Source organism: Streptomyces otsuchiensis, from assembly GCF_004305975.1.
Classification (GTDB): domain Bacteria; phylum Actinomycetota; class Actinomycetes; order Streptomycetales; family Streptomycetaceae; genus Streptomyces; species Streptomyces otsuchiensis.
The window spans coordinates 1-2,998 of sequence record NZ_BHZI01000433.1; the positions used below are offsets into that span (position 1 = coordinate 1).

The 2,998-nt window shown below is 75.6% G+C and carries 3 protein-coding genes; 2 read left to right on the plus strand and 1 reads right to left on the minus strand.

What is annotated here, in order from left to right:
• Positions 1-75 precede the first annotated feature (75 nt).
• Both E0D90_RS24730 and E0D90_RS24735 read left to right on the plus strand, forming a co-directional pair.
• Positions 76-561, plus strand: a complete 486-nt coding sequence (locus tag E0D90_RS24730) for a ribose-5-phosphate isomerase (RefSeq protein ID WP_103500247.1) — start codon at positions 76-78, stop codon at positions 559-561.
• Positions 561-1,415, plus strand: a complete 855-nt coding sequence (locus tag E0D90_RS24735) for an Fpg/Nei family DNA glycosylase (protein ID WP_103500248.1) — start codon at positions 561-563, stop codon at positions 1,413-1,415. Before E0D90_RS24730 ends, E0D90_RS24735 begins: the two co-directional genes overlap by 1 nt.
• Before the next feature lie 97 nt (positions 1,416-1,512).
• Here E0D90_RS24735 and E0D90_RS24740 read toward each other — a convergent pair whose 3' ends face one another.
• Entirely contained in the window at positions 1,513-2,877 is a 1,365-nt protein-coding gene (locus E0D90_RS24740) for an aminotransferase class V-fold PLP-dependent enzyme (protein WP_130800160.1), read from the minus strand.
• Positions 2,878-2,998: the final 121 nt, after the last annotated feature.

The following is a 2,998-nucleotide window of genomic DNA, read 5'->3' on the forward strand; positions in this document are numbered from 1 at the left end:
TCACCCGCCCGGACCACCGCCCGCCGCGCCCGGCCGGGACCCGGGACGGGCGCGCCGTCGTGTCAGACTTTCGCCATGCGCGTCTACCTCGGCTCCGACCACGCCGGCTACGAATTCAAGAACCACCTGGTGGAGTGGCTCATCCGCAACGGCCACGAGCCCGTCGACTGCGGCCCGCACGTCTACGACGCCCTCGACGACTACCCGCCGTTCTGCCTGCGCGCCGCCGAGCGCACCGCCGCCGACCCCGACGCCCTCGGCGTCGTCATCGGCGGCTCCGGCAACGGTGAGGCCATCGCCGCCAACAAGGTGCGCGGCGTGCGCTGCGCCCTGGCGTGGAGCGAGGAGACCGCGAAGCTGGGGCGGCAGCACAACAACGCCAACGTGGTCAGCGTCGGCGCCCGGATGCACACCACGGACGAGGCCACCGCCTTCGTCGCGGCGTTCCTCGCCACGCCCTACTCGGACGAGGAGCGCCACACCCGGCGCATCGACATGCTCACCGCCTACGAGAGCGACGGCACCCTGCCCGCGATCCCGGCCCACCACCCGCAGGGCTGATGCCCGAAGGGCACACGATCCACCGGCTCGCCGCCGACCTCGACGAGAGGTTCGGCGGTGGTCCCGTGCGCGCGGCCAGCCCGCAGGGGCGCTTCGCCGACGGCGCCGCGCTGATCGACGGCCATCGGCTGACCGCCGCCGAGGCCCACGGCAAGCACCTCTTCCTCGGCTTCGACGCCGCGCCCGCTGACGGGACGGGCACCCCCGCCACCGGCCGGGGCACCCGCTGGGTCCACATCCACCTCGGGCTCTACGGCAAGGTCACCTTCGGCACCGGAGAACCACCGCCGCCCCGCGGCCAGGTGCGGCTGCGCCTCGCCTCCGACGGGCACTGGGCGGAGCTGCGCGGACCGAACACCTGCGAACTGATCACCCGAGGCGAGAAGCAGCAGCTGCACCAGCGGCTCGGCCCCGACCCCCTGCGGGACGACGCCGACCCGGCCGTCGCCTACGACCGGCTCACGCGCAGCTCGGTCGCGGTCGCCGCCCTGCTCCTGGACCAGAAGATCATCGCGGGGGTCGGCAACGTCTACCGCGCGGAGGTGCTGTTCCGCCGGCACCTCGACCCGTACCTGCCGGGGCGCGCCCTCACCCGGCCGGAGTGGGACGCCGTCTGGGCCGACCTGGTGGAACTGCTGCACGCGGGGGTCCGCGCCAACCGCATCGACACGGTCCGGCCCGAACACACCCCGCAGGCCATGGGCCGCGACCCACGGGTGGACGGCCACGGCGGCGAGGTCTACGTCTACCGCCGCGCCCACAAGCCCTGCCTGGTCTGCGGGACCCCGGTACGCACCGCGCCGCTGCTGGGCCGCAACCTCTTCTGGTGTCCCACCTGCCAGCCGCCGCGCTGACCGGTGAACGCGCTGACCGGTGGACGCGCTGACCGGTGGACGCACTGACCGTCGGCCGCGCCGACCGGCCGCCATCAGGGTCGGCGCGCCGCCGGTGTCAACGCGCCGCGACCAGCTCCCGCACCGCGCGCACCAGCCGGTCGACATGCTCCACGGGCGTTCCCGCGCCGAAGCTGACCCGGATCGCCTGCGTCGCCGTCCCGTCGCAGCCCGGCTCCCGCTGCTGCTCCGGCTTCCGCTGCTGCTCCGGCTCCCGCGCCTCCGCGTCGGTGGAGTCGCTCGCCTCGTCGTCGTGGTCCGCCGCCCCCTCCAGCAGCAGCCGGACCAGCGGGTGCGCGCAGAAGAGGCCCGCGCGCACCCCGATGCCGTAGTCGTCCGACAGCCGGGCCGCCAGCTCCCCGCTGTCGACTCCGGCCACCACGAACGACACCACCGCGACCCGCTCCGACTCCGGCCCGAACAGCGACAGTTCGCGCACCGCCGAGACCGATGCCAGCCCCGTGCGCAGGCGCCGCAGCAGCCGCTGCTCATGTTCCGTGACGGCGGCGAACCCCACCTCGGCGAGGGCACGGCAGGCCGAGGCCAGCGCGTACGCGCCCACCACGTTGGGGGAACCGGCCTCGTGGCGGGCGGCACCCGTCTGCCAGACCGTGGTCAGCCCCTGCCGGGCGTCGCCCTCCACGCTGCGTGAGGCGCCGCCGCCCGCCAGGTAGGGCGGCGCCGCGTCCAGCCAGTCCGCCCGGCCGGCCAGCACACCCGCCCCGAACGGCGCGTACACCTTGTGCCCGGAGAAGGCGACCCAGTCCACGCCCAGCACGGAGAGGTCCACGGCGCGGTGAGGCACCCACTGCGCCGCGTCCAGCACCGTCCGGGCCCCGTGCCGCCGGGCCACCTGCGCCAGTTCCCGCACCGGCCACAGCTCACCGGTGACGTTGGAGGCGCCCGTCACACACAGCAGCTTCGGCCCCGCCGGAGCCGCGCCCAGCGCCGCCGAGGCGGCGGCCACCGCCTCGGCCGTCGAGCGCGGCGCGGGCAGCCAGGTCACCGGGTGCCCGTGGTGTGCCCACGGCAGCAGCGCCGCGTGGTGCTCGGTCTCGAAGACGAAGACCCGGGTGCCGGAGGGCAGCGCGGCGGCCAGCAGATTGAGGGAGTCGGTGGTGGAGCGGGTGAAGACCACCTGGTCGTCGAGGCGGCAGCCGAGGAAGTCCGCGACGGTCTCGCGACTGCGCTCGAACAACTCGGTGGAGAGCCGGGACAGATGGCCCGCGCCCCGGTGCACGCTCCCGTAGGAGGGGAGGTAGGCGGCGACATCGTCCCAGACCCGGCGCAGCGCCGGGGCGCTGGCGGCCTGGTCCAGCGCCGCGTAGCCGGTCTCGCCGCCACCGGACAGCGGGACCCGCACCTCACCGCCGAGCACGCTGAGCGGGGGCGGCGGGCAGGACCCGTCCGCGTCGGACGGCAGGGACGCGGCGGCGGTCGACGGGGCGGCGGTCGACGGGGCGGCGGTGGCCGGCGAGTCCGTGGCCGGCGAGGTGGCGTACGACGGCGAGGGGCAGGCGGTGGCGCTGAGGGCGACGGCGTTC

Coding starts and splice junctions, on each gene's coding strand:
- E0D90_RS24730 (WP_103500247.1), top strand. CDS start 76: ATGCGCGTCTACCTCGGCTCCGACCACGCCGGCTACGAATTCAAGAAC.
- E0D90_RS24735 (WP_103500248.1), top strand. CDS start 561: ATGCCCGAAGGGCACACGATCCACCGGCTCGCCGCCGACCTCGACGAG.